General features: G+C 65.9%; 19 protein-coding genes and 2 pseudogenes. 8 read left to right on the top strand and 13 right to left on the bottom strand.

What is annotated here, in order from left to right; translation table 11 throughout:
* Nucleotides 1-90: 90 nt before the first annotated feature.
* On the top strand, nt 91-600 hold the full coding sequence (locus ACOGJB_RS00325; protein WP_419838850.1) for a TetR/AcrR family transcriptional regulator: 510 nt from the start codon (nt 91-93) through the stop codon (nt 598-600).
* Nucleotides 601-775: 175 nt separating this feature from the next.
* On the opposite strand, the gene ACOGJB_RS00320 is transcribed toward ACOGJB_RS00325, so the two are convergent.
* Complete coding sequence (locus ACOGJB_RS00320; protein ID WP_419838849.1) at nt 776-1,417, bottom strand: 4-hydroxyphenylacetate 3-hydroxylase N-terminal domain-containing protein; 642 nt, start codon at nt 1,415-1,417, stop codon at nt 776-778.
* A 207-nt stretch (nt 1,418-1,624) separates the two neighbouring features.
* On the opposite strand from ACOGJB_RS00320, the gene ACOGJB_RS00315 reads away from it, so the two are divergent.
* The 4 genes from ACOGJB_RS00315 (at nt 1,625) to ACOGJB_RS00300 (ending at nt 4,562) form a co-directional block, all read left to right on the top strand.
* Nucleotides 1,625-1,753 (top strand): hypothetical protein, encoded by a 129-nt coding sequence (locus ACOGJB_RS00315; RefSeq protein WP_419838848.1) that lies wholly within the window; start codon nt 1,625-1,627, stop codon nt 1,751-1,753.
* Entirely contained in the window at nt 1,750-1,950 is a 201-nt protein-coding gene (locus ACOGJB_RS00310) for a DUF2283 domain-containing protein (protein ID WP_419838847.1), read from the top strand. The genes ACOGJB_RS00315 and ACOGJB_RS00310 overlap by 4 nt, the downstream gene beginning before the upstream one ends.
* A gap of 30 nt (nt 1,951-1,980) precedes the next feature.
* Complete coding sequence (locus ACOGJB_RS00305; protein ID WP_419838846.1) at nt 1,981-3,171, top strand: CaiB/BaiF CoA transferase family protein; 1,191 nt, start codon at nt 1,981-1,983, stop codon at nt 3,169-3,171.
* A 179-nt stretch (nt 3,172-3,350) separates the two neighbouring features.
* Complete coding sequence (locus tag ACOGJB_RS00300; protein WP_419838845.1) at nt 3,351-4,562, top strand: LLM class flavin-dependent oxidoreductase; 1,212 nt, start codon at nt 3,351-3,353, stop codon at nt 4,560-4,562.
* Here ACOGJB_RS00300 and ACOGJB_RS00295 read toward each other — a convergent pair.
* Nucleotides 4,531-6,822 carry a xanthine dehydrogenase family protein molybdopterin-binding subunit gene (locus ACOGJB_RS00295; RefSeq protein ID WP_419838844.1) on the bottom strand — a complete coding sequence of 764 codons (2,292 nt, stop codon included), beginning with the start codon at nt 6,820-6,822 and terminating at the stop codon, nt 4,531-4,533. The genes ACOGJB_RS00300 and ACOGJB_RS00295 overlap by 32 nt on opposite strands.
* 191 nt (nt 6,823-7,013) lie before the next feature.
* Here ACOGJB_RS00295 and ACOGJB_RS00290 point away from each other — a divergent pair, with 191 nt between their 5' ends.
* The 3 genes and pseudogenes from ACOGJB_RS00290 (at nt 7,014) to ACOGJB_RS00280 (ending at nt 8,198) form a co-directional block, all read left to right on the top strand.
* Nucleotides 7,014-7,271, top strand: a complete 258-nt coding sequence (locus ACOGJB_RS00290) for a hypothetical protein (protein WP_419838843.1) — start codon at nt 7,014-7,016, stop codon at nt 7,269-7,271.
* A gap of 12 nt (nt 7,272-7,283) precedes the next feature.
* A pseudogene (locus tag ACOGJB_RS00285) lies at nt 7,284-7,553 on the top strand (redoxin domain-containing protein); the annotation flags it as partial.
* 42 nt (nt 7,554-7,595) lie between these two features.
* On the top strand, nt 7,596-8,198 hold the full coding sequence (locus ACOGJB_RS00280; protein ID WP_419840786.1) for a protein-disulfide reductase DsbD domain-containing protein: 603 nt from the start codon (nt 7,596-7,598) through the stop codon (nt 8,196-8,198).
* 73 nt (nt 8,199-8,271) lie between these two features.
* On the opposite strand, the gene ACOGJB_RS00275 is transcribed toward ACOGJB_RS00280, so the two are convergent.
* The 11 genes and pseudogenes from ACOGJB_RS00275 to ACOGJB_RS00225 all read right to left on the bottom strand — a co-directional run bounded on the left by ACOGJB_RS00275 (nt 8,272) and on the right by ACOGJB_RS00225 (nt 17,582).
* Nucleotides 8,272-9,147 carry an alpha/beta fold hydrolase gene (locus ACOGJB_RS00275; RefSeq protein WP_419838842.1) on the bottom strand — a complete coding sequence of 292 codons (876 nt, stop codon included), beginning with the start codon at nt 9,145-9,147 and terminating at the stop codon, nt 8,272-8,274.
* Between the two features lie 81 nt (nt 9,148-9,228).
* A complete protein-coding gene (locus ACOGJB_RS00270; protein ID WP_419838841.1) occupies nt 9,229-10,254 on the bottom strand; it encodes an LLM class flavin-dependent oxidoreductase in 1,026 nt (341 codons plus the stop codon).
* 24 nt (nt 10,255-10,278) lie between these two features.
* Nucleotides 10,279-11,112 (bottom strand): phosphate/phosphite/phosphonate ABC transporter substrate-binding protein, encoded by an 834-nt coding sequence (locus ACOGJB_RS00265; RefSeq protein ID WP_419838840.1) that lies wholly within the window; start codon nt 11,110-11,112, stop codon nt 10,279-10,281.
* Nucleotides 11,113-11,265: 153 nt separating this feature from the next.
* Entirely contained in the window at nt 11,266-11,589 is a 324-nt protein-coding gene (locus tag ACOGJB_RS00260) for a type II toxin-antitoxin system RelE/ParE family toxin (RefSeq protein WP_419838839.1), read from the bottom strand.
* Nucleotides 11,586-11,837, bottom strand: a complete 252-nt coding sequence (locus ACOGJB_RS00255) for a type II toxin-antitoxin system ParD family antitoxin (protein WP_419838838.1) — start codon at nt 11,835-11,837, stop codon at nt 11,586-11,588. The genes ACOGJB_RS00260 and ACOGJB_RS00255 overlap by 4 nt, the downstream gene beginning before the upstream one ends.
* 50 nt (nt 11,838-11,887) lie before the next feature.
* On the bottom strand, nt 11,888-14,101 hold the full coding sequence (katG, locus tag ACOGJB_RS00250) for a catalase/peroxidase HPI (RefSeq protein ID WP_419838837.1): 2,214 nt from the start codon (nt 14,099-14,101) through the stop codon (nt 11,888-11,890).
* Nucleotides 14,102-14,213: 112 nt separating this feature from the next.
* Nucleotides 14,214-14,558 carry a type II toxin-antitoxin system PemK/MazF family toxin gene (locus ACOGJB_RS00245; protein ID WP_419838836.1) on the bottom strand — a complete coding sequence of 115 codons (345 nt, stop codon included), beginning with the start codon at nt 14,556-14,558 and terminating at the stop codon, nt 14,214-14,216.
* On the bottom strand, nt 14,542-14,736 hold the full coding sequence (locus ACOGJB_RS00240; protein ID WP_419838835.1) for a hypothetical protein: 195 nt from the start codon (nt 14,734-14,736) through the stop codon (nt 14,542-14,544). The genes ACOGJB_RS00245 and ACOGJB_RS00240 overlap by 17 nt, the downstream gene beginning before the upstream one ends.
* Before the next feature lie 81 nt (nt 14,737-14,817).
* The gene (locus ACOGJB_RS00235; protein ID WP_419838834.1) at nt 14,818-15,261 is read right to left on the bottom strand and encodes an SRPBCC family protein; all 444 of its coding nucleotides are present in this window, start codon (nt 15,259-15,261) and stop codon (nt 14,818-14,820) included.
* Nucleotides 15,262-15,506: 245 nt separating this feature from the next.
* Nucleotides 15,507-16,591: pseudogene (locus tag ACOGJB_RS00230) on the bottom strand (Zn-dependent alcohol dehydrogenase).
* Between the two features lie 76 nt (nt 16,592-16,667).
* Nucleotides 16,668-17,582 carry an oxidoreductase gene (locus ACOGJB_RS00225; protein ID WP_419838833.1) on the bottom strand — a complete coding sequence of 305 codons (915 nt, stop codon included), beginning with the start codon at nt 17,580-17,582 and terminating at the stop codon, nt 16,668-16,670.
* Nucleotides 17,583-17,586: the final 4 nt, after the last annotated feature.

The following is a 17,586-nucleotide window of genomic DNA, read 5'->3' as shown; positions in this document are numbered from 1 at the left end:
GCGCCTGCTGCGGCCGACTCGGTCGGCGACCGTTCGCCAGAATCGCCGCCGGATGGACCGCATTTTCGGCCTCGCTAACGTGTTCGGACGATGTCAATCACCGACCACCCCCTCGTCGGCGAGGTCGCCGACCTCGAAGACGCCGAACTGGGCAAGCGCGAGCGCAACAAGCTCGACAAGCGGCGCCGCATAGTGGCGGCGGCTACTGCGCTGTTCCAGGAGAAGGGCTTCGAGGACACCACGACGGCAGAGATCGCGAAAGCCGCAGGAATCGGCGCCGGCACGCTGTACCTCTACGTCGAGTCGAAGGAGGATCTGCTCGTCAGCGCGTTCGTCAACGTGGCGGGCGATACATGGGCCGAAGCATTCGACCTCGTCGATCCCAGCGCAGATGTCGTCGACCAGGTCTTGACCCTGCTTATGCATGTGACCGACCATCACGAGGCCGACCGCCGGCTGGCTCGCTCATTCTTCAAGGAACTCCCATTTGTCAGTCATTCCGGCCGCGACGGCACCAACGTCGTGGCGGACTGTTTTCGACTCGCCTGGCATCGCTGCTCGGCGACGCGAGCACATGCGGCAAGCTGGCTCCCGAAGTAACCAAGTCAACGCTCGCCTTCAACCTCTATTCGATCTGGCAGGTCCTGATGCGGCGTCTCATCACCGACAGGATCACCTACGACGAGATGGTGACCCAGATGCACGACGCCGTTCGAGTCGCGCTGTGGGGAATGACCACTTCGCGCTGATCCGGTAGACCCGGCCGGCTGCGCCGCTAAGACCAGTCGGGCCAGGCGAGTCGCTCCGAGCCCTGCGGTGGCTGCAGGATCCGGGCCACCATCTTCACTGCGTCTTCCTTGTCGTAGAACTGGTAGTTCAAGCCCTTCATGCGCTGCGTGTCGCCGATGCCGGCGTTGACGAACTTCTCCTGCTCGGCGATCGGCGTGAAGCGGTCGGTCATCGGATTCACGAACGTGTGAGTCATGCAGATGTCGTTGCGCCGGCAGTGCAGGTACGTCTCGTAGGCGTTCTTGGCGAACCGCTCGTCGTGCATTCCCCAGACATGGCCCGTATTGCCTACCGCCATCATGCAGGCGTTCATGTAGTCGGGCGCCCGGCCCATGAGCCCGCCGGTCACCTCAGCCCAGAAGCCGAACGCAGCCGCTCGACGCCGCAGATCGTCAACTGAGCGGGGTTCGATAAACGACAGGTGCGCCCGGTCGCCGTCAGGCGTCTCATACGTGAGTGCGTCTTCGAGCTCGGGGATGTTCTGCATGTCGTAGTACTGCGCGACGGTGAGTGCTGTGTTGCGCAGCCCTGGCTCGGTGGATGCATCGCTCACAGGATGGCCGTCGTAATAGACCTGCCGCCCATCGGCCAGTGTTGAGAGATACTCCTCGCCAGTTTTGAGCCCCATCTCGCTCCCCCCGTCTCTGGATACCTCTGCCCCGCCTGTCGCCGGTCGTCTGCCCGGAGCTGGATTGAGAACTGACGCTAGTCAGTTTTCCCGGACGCGCTCAATGGAACGTTGCTTGCGTCGGTCTGGAACCGAGGGCAGTCAGGGGAGGTTGGCGCCGCCATCGCTGCATCTGACCGGAGAGCACGAGACCCGTACGATGAAGCCGTGGAGCGGTTCTATCTGCGCATCCAAGAACGCGGCGGAAGGGTCCTGCGCGTCGCCGTGAACACCGAAGCCGAGCCTTGGCGGGTGGTCAGCGCATTCTTCGATCGCTCGGCTAGAGGAATCTCATGAGGCTGCAAGTCGATACGCAAGCAGACGCCCTCTACCTTCGACTCGACGATTCCGACATCGTGGAGTCACAGGAGGTCGCGCCGGGTGTGGTGCTTGACTTCAATGGGTCAAACGAGGTCGTCGGCGTCGAGATGCACCACCTGTCGTCCCGCTCAGCCGATCTGGACACATCTGCGCTTGAATTCGAGACTGTCTAGCCGAGCCTCCAACCCGAGCGTGCACCACATATGACGAGTGAAACCGAGGACGTGACAGGTCCGCTGGCGGGGGTGCGGGTGCTTGACCTGTCGTCGGTGCTCATGGGTCCGGCAGCTACGCGCACGCTCGGGGATCTCGGTGCGGATGTCATTTTCGTGGAACCCGCGAAGGGCGACCGCAACCGCACCATGGGGTCTGGCCCCGTCGAGGAGTTCTCGGGGATCGCGCTCAACCTGCTGCGCAACAAGCGCAGCATCGCGGTCGACCTCAAGCAGCCCCGTGGCCGCCAGGCCTTCCTGGACATCGCTGCGACCTGCGACGTGATGATCACCAATCTCCGCCCCGGGCCGCTGCGCCGACTCGGCCTGCACTACGAGGCCGTCCGGGACGTTCGCAATGACATCGTGTTCTGCCGTGCTCACGGCTACCCGTCATCCAGCGAGCAGGCAAACGCGCCCGCGTACGACGACATCATCCAATCCGCAAGCGGCGTCGGCGATCTCTTCCGCCGCATGGGCGCTGAGCCGATGCTGCTGCCCAGCCTCGTGGCCGACAAGGTCTGCGGCCTGACCATCGCGAACTCGGTGGTGGCGGCTCTTTTTCATAGAGCTCAGACCGGGCAGGGGCAGTGCATTGAGATTCCGATGGTCGATGTGATGCGAGCGTTTGTGCTCACCGAGCACGGGTCTGGCGCAATCTCCGAACCTCCCGTGGCCGACGCCGGCTACGCCCGCATCCTCACACCGGAGCGCCGGCCTCAGCCGACCGCCGACGGCTGGATCAACATCCTGCCCTACGACCATTCGCACTACGTCGCGCTCTTCGAAGCCGGCGGGCGGCCAGATCTCGCAGCCGACGAACGTTTCGCAACGCCCATCGAGCGCGTCACCCACAGCGACAGCCTGTATCGCGACGTCGCAACAGTGCTCACCCAGCGCACCACCGCCGACTGGCTGAGTTTCTGCGAAGAGCACGGCATCCCGGCGACCGAGGCCGCCACCCTCGACGAACTCATCGACCAGCTCCCGATCGACGAGCATCCTGTGGCCGGCCAGTTCCGGGTCATCCCGCCTCCCGAGCAGTTCTCCGAGACGCCTCCGAGCATCCGGCGACCTGCACCGGGCATCGGCGAGCACGGCCGCGAGATCCTGTCCGAGGCCGGCTACGACACTGCCGAGATCGATGGTCTCATCGACGCAGGCGTTCTCACCGTTCCCTGACATACATCGAAATCCAACCACGAGCGAGGCAGGCCCATCACTACGGTCGCGAGAGGGCCGGCCCCGCGGTTGCTACCCATGAGGGGTTGCTCTGCCAACTCCGGGGCGGCTGGCCTCTGCGAGTCAGCGTAACAAGCCGCCCATGATGGCGATGGCCGGGCTTCGGTAGGGTCCCGACGGTGAAGTTCGCAGCGTTTCTGGCACCACACCATCTCCCCGGCGAGAGCCCGGCGCTGCAGCTGCAGCGGGATCTCGACCTGGTCGCGCAGCTCGACCGGCTGGGCTATGACGAGTTCTGGTGCGGCGAGCACCACTCGACGGGCTGGGAGACCATCGGCTCGCCCGAGATGTTCCTGGCCGGCGCCGCCATGCGCACCGGTCGCATCAAGCTGGGCACCGGGGTCACCTCGATCCCCTATCACCACCCTTTCCACGTCGCCCAGCGCATTGTCCAGCTCGATCAGATGAGCCTCGGGCGCGCAATGCTCGGCACCGGACCGGGCGCGCTGCCGTCTGACGCCCACACACTGGGCATCGACCCGATGCTGCTGCGAGACCGCCAGGACGAGGCGATCCCGGTCGTCAAGCGGCTGCTCGCCGGCGGCGAACGCTTCACCTATGAGTGCGACTGGTTCTCGCTATACGACGCCAAGCTGCAGATCCTGCCGTACCAGCACGAGATACCGATGACGACGGCATCGATGATCAGCCCGTCGGGCATGACCCTCGCCGGCAAGTACGGCATGGGTGTGCTGTCGATCGGGTCCATGTCCACCGAGGGCCTGGCGTCGCTGCCGCTGCAGTGGAGCTTCGCCGAAGAGGCCGCCGCCAAGCACGACCAGGTCGTGGACCGTGCCAACTGGCGGGTGATGTTCAACTTCCACGTTGCGCTCACCCGCGACCAGGCCCGGCGCGACGTCGAGCACGGGCTGCTGCGGTGGCACAACGAGTACAACGTCGACACCCTGCAGCGTCCGGGACTCGAACACCTCGGCTCGACCGCCGAAGCCATCGACTTCTACGCCAACCCCGAAACCGCTGCGGGTGTCATCGGCACACCCGACGACCTCATCGAGAACATCCTGCAAATGCAAGAGATCACCGGCGGGTTCGGCGTGATGATGGGCTTCGTCAACGACTGGGCCGAGCCCGAGGCCATGTTCCGCAGCTGGGACCTGGTGGCACGCCACGTCATGCCCGCCGTAAAGGGCCAGCTCGCGCCGATGCAGGAATCGAACGAGTTCGTGATTGAGAACCGGGAGTACTTCGACCGGGCAGGCAAGGCGATTCTGGCGAAGATCTTCGAGAACAAGCGGGCCGCCGAAGCGCTCAAGGGTGCCGGCACCCCCAAGGGCGGCTTCACGCCCCGGGTCGGCGCCGATACCGACTGACAGCAGTGTCGGCGTGCAATGAGCGCCAGATCTTCTCGGGCGTCAGCGGGAGATCGAGGTGCTCGACGCCGTAGGGCTGCAGGGCGTCCAGCACTGCGCTGTGGATCGCCGGTGTCGCCACCACCGTCCCCGACTCGCCAATGCCCTTGACGCCGAGCGGGTTGAGGGGCGACGGCGTCACGGTCTCATCGCACTCGAAGAACGGCATCTCAGCGGCCGAGGGCAACAGGTAGTCCGCCAGGCCGACCGTCATCGGAATGCCCTCGTCGTCGTAGAACATCTCCTCGTACAGCGCTGCGCCGACCGCCAGCGCCAGGCCGCCGTGCACCTGCCCGTGGGCAAGGACGGGCTGCAGGATGACGCCGGCGTCGTCGACGCTCACCAGCCGCCGCACCTGTACCTCGCCGGTGGCGGTGTCGACCTCCACAGCGGCCACGCACGCACCGAAGGAAAATGAGCCGGCCCCGCCCTCGGATCTGAAATGGTGGTCGACGCTGAGCTCGCCCAGGTCGGCCCAGCCGAGCGACCGAGCGGGAGTGCCCACCACATGGAACAGGCCGCGACCGGTGTCCAGCGTGACATCGTCGGGGTCGGCCTCGAGCAGCTCAGCGGCACGTTCACGTGCTGCGGCCACCAAGTCGAGCGCTGCGCCATGGGCGGCTGCGCCGCCGAGCTGTGCGGAGCGCGATCCGATGGTTCCCCCGCCGATCGGCGAACGATCCGTGTCGTCGTGGGAGATGGTGATGCGTTCGACGTCGATGCCGAGCTGAGCGGCGACCACCGGAGCGAACGTTGTCTCGTGGCCCTGGCCGTGAGGCGATGTGCCGACCACGACGTCGACGGTGCCGTCGGCTGCGAGATGAGCCGTCGCACGCTCGCCCTCACCGCCACCGGTGACTTCGGTGGTGCAGCTCACGCCGATGCCAAGCAGCACGTCGCGGTCGCCGGCTGCACGTCGTTCGGCTTGCTCGGCCCGCAAGCCTTGGTAGTCGGCTATCGCGGCGGCCTCTCGAAGCGCTTCGGGGTAGTTCCCGCTGTCGTAAGTGGCGCCGACTGCGCTGCGGTACGGGAACCGATCTGCCTGCACGAGGTTGGCGAAGCGAACCTCGAGCGGGTCGCGGCCGATGGCCCGGGCGAAACGGTCGACGGCCCGCTCGATCGAGCACGCCGCCTCGGGCCGACCGGCGCCCCGGAACGCAACCGTCGGCGTGGTGTTGGTGACCACCGAGGTGCCGCGCAGGGCCGCATGGGCGATGTCGTAGACGCCGGTGCCGCTGTTGCGAAGGTTCGTGGTGACGTTGGTGCCCATGGCGGGGTACGCACCGCTGTCCTGCAGCGCATCCACCGAGTAGGCCACGATCGTGCCGTCACGATTGCCGCCGATGCGGATCCGATGGCGAGAAGCTCGTCCGTGACCCATCGCCAGCGACGCTTCCGAACGGGTCTGCGCCCAGCGGATCGGTCGCCCGAGCTCACGCGCTGCCCACGCGATTGCCACATCTTCGGGGTAACAGCCCCAGCCACCCTTGGCACCGAAGCCGCCGCCGACGTCGGGCGATATAGCTCGCACCGTGCCAGGTTCGAGACCGAGCAGCGTCTCGATCACGTGCTTGGCTCCCGCCGGCCGCTGCGAACACACCCACGCCGTGCAGCGGCCGTCGTCGCCCCAGCTCGATGCACCGGCAAGCGGCTCGATGGGGTGCGGACCCAGCCGTGGGTGCGCCAAGTCGAACTCGACTGTCACGTCACAGCCATCCCACACTTCGTCGGGCACCGGGTCGAGCTCCCAAGCGAGGGCGACGTTGGTGCCGGCGTGGGGGTGCAACAGGGTCTCGCCTGCGAGGCTCGCGTCGAGGTCGACTACCGGGGTCAGCGGTTCGTAGTCCACGATCACCCCTTCGGCGGCGTCCACTGCCGCGGCCCGGGTCTCGGCGATCACCAGTGCGATGGGCTCGCCGACGAAACGGACTGTGTCGTAGGCCATGAGCGGCCGCCACAGATCCCGATTCATCGACGGCAGGCGGGGCGGGAACGGCCAGCCGTTCACTTCGAGACCGAGGTACACGGCGATCACCCCGTCCGCCTCCCGGGCCTCTGTCACCTCAACGGAAGCGAGGCGTGCATGAGCTTCCGCCGAACGCACGAACACGGCTTGCGCGGCTCCCGCCAGCTCGGGCACGTCGAGCCCATCGATATAAGTGCTCTCGCCGCGCAGCAGCGGCTCGTCTTCGCGCCGCCCGTTGAATCCTGAATCAGCCACGGCTGCAACGTAGCCCCCGACGAGCCTGCGGCCCGCGTGCCGCTGGAACGGTCGGAGCTGGACTTCGCCTAGCTGCGGTCCGCCAGCGGGTCGCCAGACGCCAAGCCCCTCCTTCTGGGAACACCGCACGCCCGGCGTGTCATGATCACCGCTGGAGTTCGATGCCTCACGACAGACGATCGGAGCGGACGATGGAGATCACACTTGACACCCGGGGCGGCCCGTCGAATGGTCCGTACTTCGAGGACGCCGAGGGCTTCAACATGCCGGAGCCGCCCGGCAACGGGAGTCGGCGAATCCCGTTGGGAGACTTTCCGACCGGACCCGACGTGGGATCCCGCCTGCCCGACATCGTTGCGACCGACCAGTCCGGCCGCACCGTGGATATGCACGCCGACCGTGCGGGCCAGCCGGCTGTGGTGGTGTTCTACCGCTCGGCAGTGTGGTGACCGCCGTGCCGCACCCAGCTGGTCGAGCTGGAACGAGGCATGGACGCCTACCGTGCGGCAGGGGTCCGGCTGTATGCGCTGAGCTATGACGAGCCCGATGCACTGGCCGACTACGCGGCGGCCCATGACACCACGTTCACCATGCTGTCGGACCCCGACAGCGAGGTCATCGAGTCGTTCGGGATCCTGAACACGCTGATCCCGCCCGATGACCACCCGTGGTATGGCCTCCCGTTTCCCGGGTCGTACGTCGTCGATGCGGACGGGACCGTCGTGGCGAAATTCTTCGAGCACAACTTCGCCGTGCGCTCCGGGCCCGAGCAGATGCTCGCTGCTGCACTCGGTCAGGAGTTCGAGGCCGGAGACGCGAGCGACCTGCAGCCGGTCGAGCGGGTCACAGCGGAGGTGATGGTCGACGGCGATCGGCTGCCGATGGGCGTCACTCGCCACATCGTCGCGACGTTCCGCGTGCCCCAGGGCCAACACCTCTACGGCGAACCTGTGCCCGAGGGCCTGGTGGCAGCAGCAATCGACCTCGACGACAGCGACGGGATCCTGTCCTACGAGATGCTGGCGCCGCCGACTTCACCCCTGACTCTTGCCGGGTCGGGCAAAACGCTGCAGACCTATGAGGGGGATGTGGTGCTGCGCCTTCCTGTTGCGCAGAACGCCCGGCAAATGCAAAAGGACGACGACGGTCGTTACGTCACGATCAACGGCCGGCTTCGCTGGCAGGCCTGCGACGACAACGAGTGCTTCTTGCCCGAGTCGATGCCGTTCAGCTTCCGCGTCGAGGCCGGCTTCCCGGTGTTAGGCGACATGGGGCCCGGTGTCGGCCGGGTGCCGGCCATGAACGGCGCACAGCACTTCCAGCGCCTGATCGACCGCCGTGCGGGTGATGGATCCAACGTCGACGGGAACCGTTAGCCGAGTTCGCGGCAGCCGCCAACGCCCCTCGAACGGAGTTGCACCTGATCAGGCATTGGCTCGCGCCGGCCGGCTACTCGGCGGTGTGAGCGAGGATGGCTTCGGTCACCTGCGGCCAGACCACCTCGGGAAGCTCATGGCCGACCCGGTCGAGGGTCACCATGCGCGCCCCGTCGATGGCTTCCACGGTGGCTTCGCCGTGGGGGTATGGCAGGATCGGATCCTCGGTGCCGTGAATGACGATCGTCGGCGTGGAGATGTCGCGCAGCTGCTCGGCACGGTTCTCCTCGTCCATGAGCGCCATGCCGTGGTTGTGCATTGTCGGCCAGTCGGCGGCTCGGTCGTACTCCCGCTCGAAGATTGCCGTGAAGCGCTCGACGTCGAATTCGGATCGGCTGCCCGCGAGCGCACCGAAATTCTCTAGCCGAGACCGCACCCGGTCTTCGCGTGTGAGCGGCGGCTCCGACATCCACTTCATGGTGAGCTCGATGTACTCCGGCAGCGGCGGGGGCAGCTCCGGGGTCTCTCCCATGAAGATCGCTCTCGCGATCTCCCCGCCCGCAGGCGTCGACATGATCGATGTCATCGTCCGGATGCGCCCGGGATGGTCGATCGCCACTTGCTGGCTGATCATCCCGCCCATCGATGCCCCAACGAGATGTGCGCTGGAAAGCCCGTAGGCGTCGAGCACTCCCACGGCGTCGTTCGCCATGTCTGCGAGGCCGTACGTCTCCTGTTCGAGGTCGAAGGTCGTGGACTGGCCCGTGTCCCGGTTGTCGAATCGGATCACGTAGCGCCCGCCGTCGACGAGCCCGGCGATGAAGCCTTCCTCCCACAGGATCATCTGGGCGCTCGCGCCCATCACGAGCAGGATCGGAGTGTCCCCTGGGTCGCCGAAGTCCTCGGTGCAGATGTCGATCCCGTTGGCCTTGATCATTCGCTCAGCCATGACGCCCCCTCGAGCCTGCGGCGCTGCCGCGGCTCCGACGCTAGCCCTCGCAGCTTCCGGCAATTTGGGGGGACTGCGCTCTCAGACGCTGGCGAGCGAGACCACCTCGAACATCGACTCGTAGCCGGCGATCCCAGACGCATCAGTGCGCTGAGGCACCCGGAACAGGATGATCTCCGAAGTCAGACCGCTGTAGTCGGCGATGCGAGCCGCGCATTGGGCCGGTGTGCCGGTGATGCTCATGGAGTCGACGACCTCGTCGGGCACCAGCTCCATCGCCTCGCGTACCTGCCCTTGGGGCATCAGCCGGGTCGCGGCGTCGGCGAACTCGTCGAAGCCGAGTTGGCGAAGCTGCGAGTCGTAGTACGGGTGCGGCACGGGGTGGAACAGCCCGCAGATGGTGGCTCGGGTGGCGTTGCGGGCCAGTTCTTCGTCCTGATTGACGCTGAGGAACGATCCCATCAGGAATCCGACGCCGTCGGGGTCGCGACCCGCATCGGTGGCGGCCTGGCGCGCTGCTGGCCCGACGATGTCGCGCATGAATTCGACCGAGGACATCACGCCGACGCCGACCCCATCGGCGACCTCGCCCGCCAAGCGGACCATCTTGGGTCCCGAAGCGGACAGGTACACCGGGATCGACGGCCTCGTCGGCTCCCACGTGGCCCGCCAGCGGATGCGGTGGTGATCGCCCTCGTAGCGCACCGGCTCCCCCGCCCGTCCGGCGACCGCGCTGCGCACGATCTCGATGTAGTCGCGCAGCTTGCCGAGCGGGCGGAACTCGTCGATGCCCATGTACCACTCATTGAAGTGGCGGTTGCCAGTGCCGAGGCCGAGCGTGAAGCGTCCCCCGCTCATCTCGTCGAGGTCCCGGGCTGCGATCGCCGTCAGCCACGGTTCACGGGCATAGGCGTTGGCGATGTACGTGCCGACCGTCACCCGCTCGGTCGCAGCGATCACGGCGGCTGCAGACACGAAGGCACTGCGACCGGCCTCGACGGTGTACATCGAGTCCATGCCGGCGGCTTCGCCTTCGCGGGCCAGCTCGACGAAGTCGGCCATCGAGTCCTCGAAGCCAAGCAAGAGGCCAAGCGCGGGTTTTGACATGTCTGATTCTCCTCCGGGTGGGCTCTAGAAGATCTTGCCGACGAGGTCGGCTTGCTCGACGGCGCCCATGATGTCGCTCCAGCCGTCGTCGGTGGCTCGCACCCATTTGGACAGGTGCTCCATGCGCATCATCTCGGCGATCTCGGGATCGGCTGGGTCCATGGCGACAAGGAGTTCTACGAACTGCTCGCACGCGTCGTCGCTCAGACTCGGACCGGAGGTGAACGCACAGTGACAGTAGGGACGTGTGCGCCACACCTCGACGATGTCGTCCGCGGCCAGCTCGTGGCGACGCAGCAGATACCCGAGCCACGGCTCGAAGATGACGCCGGCGTCAGCCCGACCGTCCAGGACGGCCCCGAAGATCGTCCGGTCGTCCACCCATCGCTGCAAGTTGTAGTACTCGGTGGCTTCGAGTTCGACGAGTTCGCAGTCTGATTCAACGTCGAGACCGTCTTCGGCGAGCTGTGCCGCTGGCAGCAAGTACAGCTCGCTGGAGATGTCCACGCCCATGGCGAGTCGCCGACCGCGCAGGTCGTCGAGATCGGCGATGGCAGCGTCGGCTCGGGCGACGATGAGCGAGTGGACATCCTCGTCGGTGTCGCGCATCGCGAGCGTCCGGCATGCACTCGGGGACCGCAGCAACAGCTGGGCGTGTGCCATCGGGGCGTTCCACGCAATGTCGACGTGGCCGTCCAGCACGGCGCTGCCCAGCGCGTCGTAGGTGGAATAGAGCGCGTACTCCGTCTCGAGGCCAGCCTCGTTGAAGTACTTGCGGATGGCGTTCCAGATGAATACCGCTCGCTTCGGATCAGCAGCCGTGGCGCCGATCATGAGCGGTCGCGGTCGTTCGGTCATGGGCTCATCCCCCGCCGCCCAACGTAGTGCCGGGCCCGAAGGCGAAGCTCAGGTCAACTCAGGCCAGGTCGAATCGGTCGAGGTCCATCATCTTGGCGAACCATCGGAGGTTGACTCGCTGCCACAGCCGCTGTGACGAACACTCTGGCCTCGTCAGGCTTGACGCAGATCGCCCAGGATGGTCTCGAGGTCTTGGGCATAGGCGAGCAGACGGACGATGTCGACATGATCACGCCGCTCCAAGTAGAACCAGCCGCACGGAAATCCTGCCAGCCGGCGGGACCGCAACCCATCGACGCCGCACATCTCGCCGATCCTCGGTGATCCGGCACCGGGCATGCGCTCAATCTCTTGCAACGATTCGATCGCTGCATCGAAGAATCGTCGGCCGAGGTCATCGCCACCCTCAGACCGGTAGTACTCGGTCCGCTCGACCAAATCGACCTCGGCGAGTGGGCGTAGTCGGACTTCGCTCACACCGCTCGGCTGAATGCCCGAGTGCGGAGTTCATCGACGACGTCCGATGTCAGCGGACGACCCTCACCGGACTCCAGCCCGTCGGCAATCAGCAGGCGCAAGCGACGCGCTGCCTCGGATTGCTGATCGCGCCGAATCAGATCGCGCAGATACTCGCTGGTGTTGCCGTAGTCTCCGCCTCGAACTCGGTCGTCGATGTAACTCCGCATCGACTCGGGCAGCGCGAAGCTCATCGTGTTCCGGCTCATAGCGCCAGTCTGCATGTGTTAACAACTGTTGTCAATGCTGGACGAGGACCTCAGGCCAGGTCGAATCGGTCGAGGTCCATCACCTTGTGCCAGGCCGCCACGAAGTCGGCGACGAACTTGGCTTCGGCGTCGTCACAGCCGTACACCTCGGCAATCGCCCGCAGCTGCGAGTTCGAGCCGAACACGAGGTCGACCGCACTGGCAGTCCACTTGCGATCACCCGAGGCGCGGTCGCGGCCCTCATAGACGTGCTCGGTGTCGGACACCTGCCATTCGGTGTCCATGTCCAGCAAGTTCACGAAGAAGTCGTTGGTCAGTGAGCCGGCACGGTCGGTGAGAACGCCCAGCGAGGAGCCGCCGGTATTGGCACCAATCGCCCGCAGGCCGCCGACCAGCACCGTCATCTCCGGCGCCGTCAATGACAGCAGGCTCGACCGGTCCACCAGCATCACCTCGGGACGGCGCTTGTCGCCATCTCGCCAGTAGTTGCGGAACCCGTCAGCCGTTGGCTCAAGCACGGCGAAGGACTCGGCGTCGGTCTGATCTGCCGAGGCATCGGTGCGGCCCGGCGAGAACGGCACCACCACGTCGCGGCCAGCATTACGGGCCGCCTGCTCGATGCCGGCACACCCGCCCAGCACGATCAGGTCCGCCAGCGACACTCGCTTCGAACCGTTCTGAGCGCTGTTGAACGCCGCCTGGACGCCTTCGAGCGCGGTGAGCACGCCCGCCAGCTCGGCTGGATCGTTGGCTTCCCAGCCGTTCTGGGGTGCGAGCCGGATTCGGGCACCGTTGGCCCCGCCTCGCATGTCGCTGTCACGGAACGTCGACGCAGATGCCCATGCGGCCTTGACCAGCTCGGAAACCGACAGGCCCGATTCGAGAATCGTGGCTTTCAGCGCTGCGACATCGACGTCGTCGACCAGCTCTTGGTCGACAACGGGAACCGGGTCCTGCCAGATCAGAACCTCGTCAGGCACCTCCGGTCCGAGGTAGCGCGAGGCCGGGCCCATGTCGCGGTGGGTGAGCTTGTACCAGGCCCGCGCAAAGGCATCAGCGAACTCGTCGGGATTCTCGAGGAAGCGCCGCGAGATCGGCTCGTAGATGGGGTCCATCCGCAGCGACAAGTCGGTCGTGAGCATGACCGGCGCGTGCCGTTTCGACGGATCGTGCGCGTCGGGCACGGTGTCGGCCGCAGCTGGATCGGTGGGCACCCACTGATGTGCACCCGCAGGGCTCTGGGACAGCTCCCACTCGTAGCCGAACAGCACCTCGAAGAACGTGTTGTCCCACGTCACCGGTGTGGGCGTCCAGATTCCTTCGAGGCCGCTGGTGATCGAGTCGCCTGCCTTGCCGCTGCCGAATGTGCTCGTCCAGCCGAGGCCCTGTTCTTCCAGAGCGGCGCCTTCAGGTTCGGGGCCGACGTGAGCGTCGCCATCAGCGGCGCCGTGCGTCTTGCCGAAGGTGTGACCGCCGGCGATCAGAGCCACAGTCTCCTCGTCGTCCATGGCCATGCGAGCAAAGGTCTCCCGGATGTCCCTTGCGGCGGCCAGCGGATCCGGCGTGCCGTTGGGCCCTTCGGGGTTCACATAGATGAGACCCATCTGCACGGCGCCGAGCGGGTCGGCCAGGTCCCGATCCCCGCTGTAGCGCTCGTCGTCGAGCCAGACGGTTTCGGGGCCCCAGTAGATGTCCTCCTCGGGCTCCCACACGTCTTCCCGGCCGCCGCCGAAGCCGAAGGTCTCGAAGCCCATCGACTCCAGCGCCACATTGCCGGCCAGGATCATCAGGTCGGCCCAGGAGATCTTGCGGCCGTACTTCTGCTTGACCGGCCACAGCAGCCGGCGAGCCTTGTCCAAGTTGGCGTTGTCGGGCCAGCTGTTGAGCGGTGCGAATCGGTGCGAACCCGAGCCGCCGCCGCCCCGGCCGTCATGGATGCGGTAGGTCCCGGCGCTGTGCCATGCCATACGGATGATCAGCGGGCCGTAGTGGCCAAAGTCGGCCGGCCACCAGTCCTGAGAGGTGGTCATCACCTCGGCCAGGTCGGCCTTGACGGCCGCGAGGTCGAGTGTCCCGAACTCAGCGGCGTAGTCGTACTGCTCGTCGGTCGGGTCGATCAGCGGGGAGTTCTTGCCCAGCGGCCGCAGATTGAGCTGCTCGGGCCACCACTGCTGATTGGCCAGCGAGCCCATGTACGCGGGGTCATGCAACACCGGGCATCTGCCGGCCGTCGACGTTGCTTCGGTTGTGGTGGTGTCAGTCATTGCTGCTCCTTGGAGGATCGTGAAACAATCCGGCGGGCCGAAGCTACTGCGGCTGTGCAGTGTCCTCGGTGACCGTCGGGCCGGGTGGGTCCGGCCCCACGCCAGGTCCGCTCTACCCGGGGATGTCGAGGATGAGTCCGAGGACCTCACGGATTTGGGAGAGTGCGGCCGATCCGACGTTGCCCCGCGCTTCGTGAATCCGCGCCGCGGCTACTGCCCGGACATGCTGGCACTGCGCCGCCGAGGCAGTATCCAGCCCGTTATGAGGATCGGGCTCGAGCTGCACCTCGGAAGCGAACCCTCGAAGCTCTGACGTCAGCGGTACCACGTGAACGACACTTGGATCATTGCCGAGCACACGCTGGGCAGTCACCACAACTGCCGGATGGCGGAAACCTGCTTCTCGCCCTTCTGGCAGGCCGAGATCGAGGTCGACGACGTCACCCGAGGCCAGCATCAAGCCAGGCGGTCTCGGCTTCGCCGGGTTCACCGCTCAACTCCGCACCGATCTCGTCCTGGCGCAGCCGGCGTACCGCCAATTTGACCGTGTCGCCCACGCTTGCACCCAGCATCGCTGCGAGCTTCTTCAATTCCCGATGCGTCGCGACGTCGATGCGAACGCTGGTGCTTTGCATGCAAATACGTTAACAGGGATGCATGTACTGCTCGTGCGGCTGGTGCTTGTCGAGGGCGCGTGCTGAGCGCCAGTGCTGGGCCTAGCCCTCGGCGACGGCCTTGAGGTTCTCCAACGACTGGGCGATGTTCTTCACCAGCAGGCTGTGACGGTTGTGCTTCTGGAAGAACTCCATGTCGAGAATCGGCGAGTCGAAGCTCTCGGTGACCCGGCAGCCTGACGACGTGGCCTCGATCTCGTAGCGCCACAGCGTGCGACGGCCGTCCTGAGCAGGCACCTCGAACGCCCACTCGCGACCGGGATCGGCGGCTACGACGATGCAGCCGGCGTCCCACTTCATGTCGCCGTTCTGGTTGTACCCGCGGAACTTCGCACCGACCTCGGGACCGGTCGAGCCGTCCTCCCACTCCGACTTGTAGCACTCGGGGCTGATCTCGCTGATGCGGGAAAGGTCCGTCAGGATCCCGTAGACCGCTTCGGGACTTGCGGCAATATCGACGCTCGTGCTGGCGGTGGTCTCAACCATGGGGTTCTCCTGTTCGGGGATGGCAGCAGCGAGAGGCTATCGACATACAACCCACGAAAATACGTCCGGAGTGGCGGTGGAATGACCAGGTGCCGAAAGACCTGCCGCCCGGCTCGCGCGCGTGGGCCGTCCGGTCAAGAAGACGATCGGCGGCACCTGGGGTTGGCTCGACGAGGGATCCGAACTCGTCTCCACTTGACGGCGCCTCAGCGAAGCCGTGAGCGGTCGCTATCAGTCATGTTCTGTCAGTCGAATTTGATGACTGAGCGGACGACCTTGCCGGCTTTCATGTCGGCGAAGCCGTCGTTGATCTGATCGAGCGTGATCACCGCTGAGACCCACTCATCAAGATGCAGCCGGCCTCGGAGATACAGCTCGACGAGGCGCGGCATGTCGATGCGGAAGCGGTTCGATCCCATGGACGAACCCTTCAGCGTGCGGCCCCGCAACAGTTGCATCCCGTCGACCGAGATCTTCTGGTCTGCCGGGATCATCCCGACGATCGTGGCGGTTCCGCCCAAGGCCAGCATGTTGAACGCCTGCTCTGCGGTGGTGTTCATGCCCAGGCATTCGATTGCGTGATGCACTCCCCCGCCGGTCAGCTCCAGCACCGCTTCGGCAGGGTCCGACTCGAGCGGGTTCACCGCGTCGGTGGCGCCCAGCATGCGCGCCAGCTCCAGCTTGTCGGAGTTGGTGTCGACGGCGATGACTCGACCGGCTCCCGCAATGTGCGCCCCCTCGACTGCGGCCATGCCGACGCCGCCGCATCCGATGACCGCCACCGATTCGCCCCAGCGGACCTGCGCGGTGTTGTTGACCGCTCCGAAGCCCGTCATGACTCCGCAGCCGATCAGCGCAGCCTTCTCGAGCGGCATGTCGTCGCGGATCTTCACGAGGGCGTGCTCGTGCACCAGCATCAACTCGGCAAATGCCGAGAGGTTCAAGAAGCCGTGCAATGGCTCGGGCCGGTCCCACTCCAAGCGATCACTGGCGCCCGGCGGCAGCTTGACCGTGGTGTCCGAGCAGGTGGATGGATTGCCCGACAGGCAGCGCTCGCATTCTCCGCAAAAGACCGAGAGACAGGTGATGACGTGGTCGCCGGGCTTGACGTAAGTGACTGCGCTGCCGACGGCTTCGACAACGCCGGCAGCTTCGTGGCCGAGCACCGCCGCAGCGGATGGGGGAAGAGCCCTTCTATGAAGTGCAGATCGGAATGGCAGAGACCGGCATAGGCAGTCGCGATCAGGACTTCCCGTGGGCCTGGGCTGCGTGCCGCGACGTCAGTGATCTCCATCGGCTGGTGCGGTTCGTGCAGGACTGCCGCCTTCATCTGGATACCTCTCGTCCGGACTGCAGCACCCCCGCGGAAGCCGCACTTCCTTGGAGGTTGGCACAATCCAGCGGGCTCACACCTTGAACGTGACCCCGGTGAGCTGTTCTGACGCTCCCCAGAGCCGTCGCTGAAGCGCTGTGTCGTGGGAGCGAGCATTCGATGGGACGAGCACCGGGTGCCCTCGCATCTCGAACAACCCATCGGGTCCGTAGAACTCGCCCCCAGAGGCCGTGGGATCGGTGGCTGCCCGCAGCGTCGCCAAAGCACCCATGGCGGCGCTGTGACGCAGTGGCCCGATCAGCGGATGGATGACCCGAATCGCAGGAAAATCGCGCAGGATCTCAGTTTCGGACCAACCCGGATGAGCGGCCAGCGCCATGGTCTGCGCGCCCGCAGCCGCCAACCGCCGCTGCAATTCGTAGGTGAACTGCAGATTCGCCAGCTTCGACCGACCGTACGCAGCCGACTGGCTGCGGCCCTGTGCGACCCCGAAGCGCTCGAAGTCGATCCGTGAGCGGTAGCGGTGAGCGTTGCTGCTTACCGTGACGACCCTCGACCCCGCAACAGGCAGCAGCCGCTCCAGCAACAGGCCAGTCCACGCGAAGTGTCCGATGTGGTTGGTGCCGAACCGGATCTCGAGTCCGTCAGCGGTCTGACGGCGAGGCGTGTGAAAGACGCCCGCATTGTTGACGAGCAGATCGATGCGGTCGAACTGATCCCTGACGGCCGCCGCCGCCTCTCGCACGGAGTCGAGCGACGCAAGGTCCGCTTCCTGCACCACCAGGTCGGCGCCGGGATGTTCGACTCGAATGGCTTCGGCCGCAGCGCTGCCCTTGTCGAGGTCCCGGACGGCGAGCATTACCCGCGCACCACGACCCGCCAACGCCTTGGCTGTCTCGAATCCGTTCCCCGAGTTGGCCCCGGTCACCACCGCAACCCGGCCCGACTGTTCGGGAATCTCCTCAGCTGTCCACTTGTCGTCGCTCACGCAG

This window comes from Candidatus Poriferisodalis sp. (assembly GCF_965208895.1).
Lineage (GTDB): Bacteria > Actinomycetota > Acidimicrobiia > Acidimicrobiales > Poriferisodalaceae > Poriferisodalis.
Note: the sequence above shows the minus strand (reverse complement) of the source record. Positions and strands in the feature narration are given on the sequence as shown.

Bases quoted from the DNA above. Each gene is read 5' to 3' on its own strand.
- ACOGJB_RS00325 (WP_419838850.1), top strand. From the start codon at position 91: ATGTCAATCACCGACCACCCCCTCGTCGGCGAGGTCGCCGACCTCGAA.
- ACOGJB_RS00320 (WP_419838849.1), bottom strand. From the start codon at position 1,417: ATGGGGCTCAAAACTGGCGAGGAGTATCTCTCAACACTGGCCGATGGG.
- ACOGJB_RS00310 (WP_419838847.1), top strand. From the start codon at position 1,750: ATGAGGCTGCAAGTCGATACGCAAGCAGACGCCCTCTACCTTCGACTC.
- ACOGJB_RS00305 (WP_419838846.1), top strand. From the start codon at position 1,981: ATGACGAGTGAAACCGAGGACGTGACAGGTCCGCTGGCGGGGGTGCGG.
- ACOGJB_RS00290 (WP_419838843.1), top strand. From the start codon at position 7,014: ATGGAGATCACACTTGACACCCGGGGCGGCCCGTCGAATGGTCCGTAC.
- ACOGJB_RS00280 (WP_419840786.1), top strand. From the start codon at position 7,596: ATGCTCGCTGCTGCACTCGGTCAGGAGTTCGAGGCCGGAGACGCGAGC.
- ACOGJB_RS00275 (WP_419838842.1), bottom strand. From the start codon at position 9,147: ATGGCTGAGCGAATGATCAAGGCCAACGGGATCGACATCTGCACCGAG.
- ACOGJB_RS00270 (WP_419838841.1), bottom strand. From the start codon at position 10,254: ATGTCAAAACCCGCGCTTGGCCTCTTGCTTGGCTTCGAGGACTCGATG.
- ACOGJB_RS00265 (WP_419838840.1), bottom strand. From the start codon at position 11,112: ATGACCGAACGACCGCGACCGCTCATGATCGGCGCCACGGCTGCTGAT.
- ACOGJB_RS00255 (WP_419838838.1), bottom strand. From the start codon at position 11,837: ATGAGCCGGAACACGATGAGCTTCGCGCTGCCCGAGTCGATGCGGAGT.
- katG (WP_419838837.1), bottom strand. From the start codon at position 14,101: ATGACTGACACCACCACAACCGAAGCAACGTCGACGGCCGGCAGATGC.
- ACOGJB_RS00245 (WP_419838836.1), bottom strand. From the start codon at position 14,558: ATGCTGGCCTCGGGTGACGTCGTCGACCTCGATCTCGGCCTGCCAGAA.
- ACOGJB_RS00240 (WP_419838835.1), bottom strand. From the start codon at position 14,736: ATGCAAAGCACCAGCGTTCGCATCGACGTCGCGACGCATCGGGAATTG.
- ACOGJB_RS00235 (WP_419838834.1), bottom strand. From the start codon at position 15,261: ATGGTTGAGACCACCGCCAGCACGAGCGTCGATATTGCCGCAAGTCCC.